Origin of the sequence: Flavobacterium sp. (genome assembly GCF_044376915.1) — a bacterium.
Lineage (GTDB): Bacteria > Bacteroidota > Bacteroidia > Flavobacteriales > Flavobacteriaceae > Flavobacterium.
Map to the genome: position 1 here is coordinate 1 of NZ_JBILKB010000136.1, position 3,018 is coordinate 3,018.

A 3,018-nucleotide genomic window follows, 5' to 3' on the forward strand; every position below is an offset into this window, starting at 1 on the left:
TTTAAAATTAAACTATTATGAATGTTTAACAGAAATTTGCTCTAAAATATTAGAAACATTTTTACATTTATCAGATGCAGTTTCTAAAGCCATAAGGACTTCTTTGTATTTGATAATGTTTTTAGCATCACTTTCATTTTCAAAGATATCTGCAACTGCTTTATCAAAAACCACATCAGCTTTACTTTCGAGTTTATTGATTCTTTTACATGCTTCTTTAATTGCCTTATGGTTCATATCCTTTAATTCCATAATACCAACTCCTATCAATTGACACGCTTCTAAATTAATTTCGGTCAGTTTACGAATTGATTTTGTTATTTTTTCAACATGATACAAACGAATTCTGCTAGAAGCACCTTGCATATAATCAGCCACATCATCCATCGATTTAATCAACGCATGAATATCCTCTCTATCAAATGGAGTAATAAAATTTTTACTCAATTCAATATTAGTTTTGTAAGCAATATCTTCAATATTTTCTTCTAATTCATCAATTTTTTTGAAATAATTATCTCTTTCTCCTTTTGGAGCATTAACCCCTTCATGAAGTGATTCTGCTAATAAAATTAAATTTGCCGAAGCTTGTTCAAAAAGTGGAAAGAACTTTTTATCTTTCGGTACAAAAAACTGAAAAAATTTGTTTAATGACATTTTATTTGTATTTAAATTCAGAGCAAAAGTATATTGCCAATGTTAAGTTATCATTAATTTAATAATAATAAGTAGTTATCAATTTGTTGAATTAAAATAAATACTCATATTTCCTAACCTTTTCTTATTTTTACAAATCAAAAAAAATTCCAACATGGACATCAATTTTAATAGCAACGAGGATTATAATAAAATGTTAGTTTCTGATTTAAACAAACGATTTACCAAAGTGAAACTAGGTGGTGGTCAAAAAAGAATTGAAAAACTTCATGGCGAAGGTAAAATGACTGCTCGAGAACGAATTGATTACTTATTGGATCCTAAAGCCAAATCAATCGAAATAGGAGCCTTTGCTGGTGATGGCATGTATGAAGAACACGGCGGTTGCCCATCGGGAGGTGTCGTTGTTAAAATGGGATACGTTTCTGGCAAACAATGTATTGTTGTAGCCAATGATGCTACGGTGAAAGCCGGTGCTTGGTTCCCTATAACCGGTAAAAAGAATCTTCGAGCTCAAGAACTTGCAATGGAAAACCGTATTCCAATTATTTATTTAGTGGATTCGGCAGGTGTTTATTTACCATTACAGGACGAAATTTTCCCCGACAAAGAACATTTTGGCCGTATCTTTAGAAATAATGCCCACATGAGCAGTCTTGGAATTACACAAATCGCTGCCGTTATGGGCAGTTGTGTTGCGGGAGGCGCCTATTTACCTATCATGAGTGACGAAGCCATGATTGTCGATAAAACAGGTAGCATCTTTTTAGCGGGCAGCTATTTAGTAAAAGCAGCTATTGGCGAAACCATAGATAATGAAACACTGGGCGGAGCTACTACCCATTGCGAAATTTCAGGTGTAACGGACTACAAAGCAAAAGATGATGCCGATGCTTTAAACCGCATCAAAAGTATTATGGGAAAAATTGGTACTTTTGATACGGCAGGCTATAATCGAATAAAAGCAGAAAAACCAGCTTTAGAGCAAAAAGATATTTACGGAATTTTACCCAAATCGAGAGCCGATCAATACGATATGTATGAAATCATCAAAAGATTAGTCGATCAATCCGAATTTGATGAATACAAAGGGGATTATGGTAAAACCTTGATCACAGCTTACGCACGCATTGAAGGATGGGCTGTTGGAATTGTTGCCAACCAACGTAAAATAGTAAAAACAGCCAAAGGTGAAATGCAATTTGGCGGTGCTATTTATTCGGATTCCGCGGATAAAGCTACGCGTTTTATTGCCAATTGTAATCAAAAGAAAATCCCATTGGTATTTCTACAAGATGTTACTGGTTTTATGGTAGGTTCAAAATCAGAACACGGTGGCATTATTAAAGATGGCGCTAAAATGGTGAACGCTATGGCCAATTCTGTGGTACCTAAATTTACAGTAATCGTTGGAAATTCTTATGGAGCTGGAAATTATGCCATGTGTGGAAAAGCCTATGATCCAAGGTTGATCTTTGCTTGGCCAAGTGCCGAATTAGCAGTAATGGGAGGCACACAAGCTGCCAAAGTATTGGCCCAAATTGAAGCATCTTCCTTAAAAGCCAAAGGCGAAGTTATTGATGAGGTGAAAGAAAAAGAACTTTTTGATAAAATTAAAGCACGCTATGATGCACAAGTTTCACCATATTATGCAGCAGCGCGTTTATGGACCGATGCCATTATTGATCCTTTGGAAACAAGAAATTGGATAGCAATGGGAATTGAAGCTGCCAACCACGCTCCTATTGAAAAACAATTTAATATGGGTGTGTTACAAGTTTAATTTTTTGTTTAAAGGATCAACTAATTATATATTCCCTAACTAGTAAATGCAAATGTTTATTTATGAAAAATTTCATTATTGGCTTCTTTATATTGTTATTTTTTTCTTGTACAAGTGATGATGATAAAAAGGAAAATCCAATAGACAATCCGAGTTTTTCCGTTGATCTATTGTTGAATCGCTGGAAATACAATCAAGTAAATATTAATGGACAACAATTTCTTTATGGCCACCAACCCAATTGCAATAAAGATGAATTTACTTTTGCCAACACTGAAGGTCAGATAAGACAATATAGTGAATTAACTTTTGTCAATGATATTTGTTCATCCAATACAACAATAATGGAATGGAAGATTAAGAATGATATCATTTCCTTGTATTTTGGCATCGAAAAAGTAATAGATTTTAAAGTAATCACACTAACTGCAGAGTCGTTTGTGTATTCCTACATTTACGATATTGATAACGATAATGTAGCAGACAATATCATCATTTTTGCAGTACCGTATGAATAATCCTGATCCAGTGATAAGATCTCTTTTCCAAACTTTTAAGACCACTATATCAGGTATTCT

At 33.9% G+C, this 3,018-nt stretch carries 3 protein-coding genes; 2 read left to right on the forward strand and 1 reads right to left on the reverse strand.

The window, feature by feature from the left end:
- Positions 1-15: 15 nt before the first annotated feature.
- Positions 16-657, reverse strand: a complete 642-nt coding sequence (locus ACIQ6Z_RS09760; protein ID WP_396210688.1) for a DUF47 domain-containing protein — start codon at positions 655-657, stop codon at positions 16-18.
- Positions 658-811: 154 nt separating this feature from the next.
- Here ACIQ6Z_RS09760 and ACIQ6Z_RS09765 point away from each other — a divergent pair, with 154 nt between their 5' ends.
- Positions 812-2,440 carry an acyl-CoA carboxylase subunit beta gene (locus ACIQ6Z_RS09765; protein WP_396210689.1) on the forward strand — a complete coding sequence of 543 codons (1,629 nt, stop codon included), beginning with the start codon at positions 812-814 and terminating at the stop codon, positions 2,438-2,440.
- Positions 2,441-2,502: 62 nt separating this feature from the next.
- Positions 2,503-2,958 (forward strand): hypothetical protein, encoded by a 456-nt coding sequence (locus ACIQ6Z_RS09770; protein ID WP_396210690.1) that lies wholly within the window; start codon positions 2,503-2,505, stop codon positions 2,956-2,958.
- Positions 2,959-3,018 lie beyond the last annotated feature (60 nt).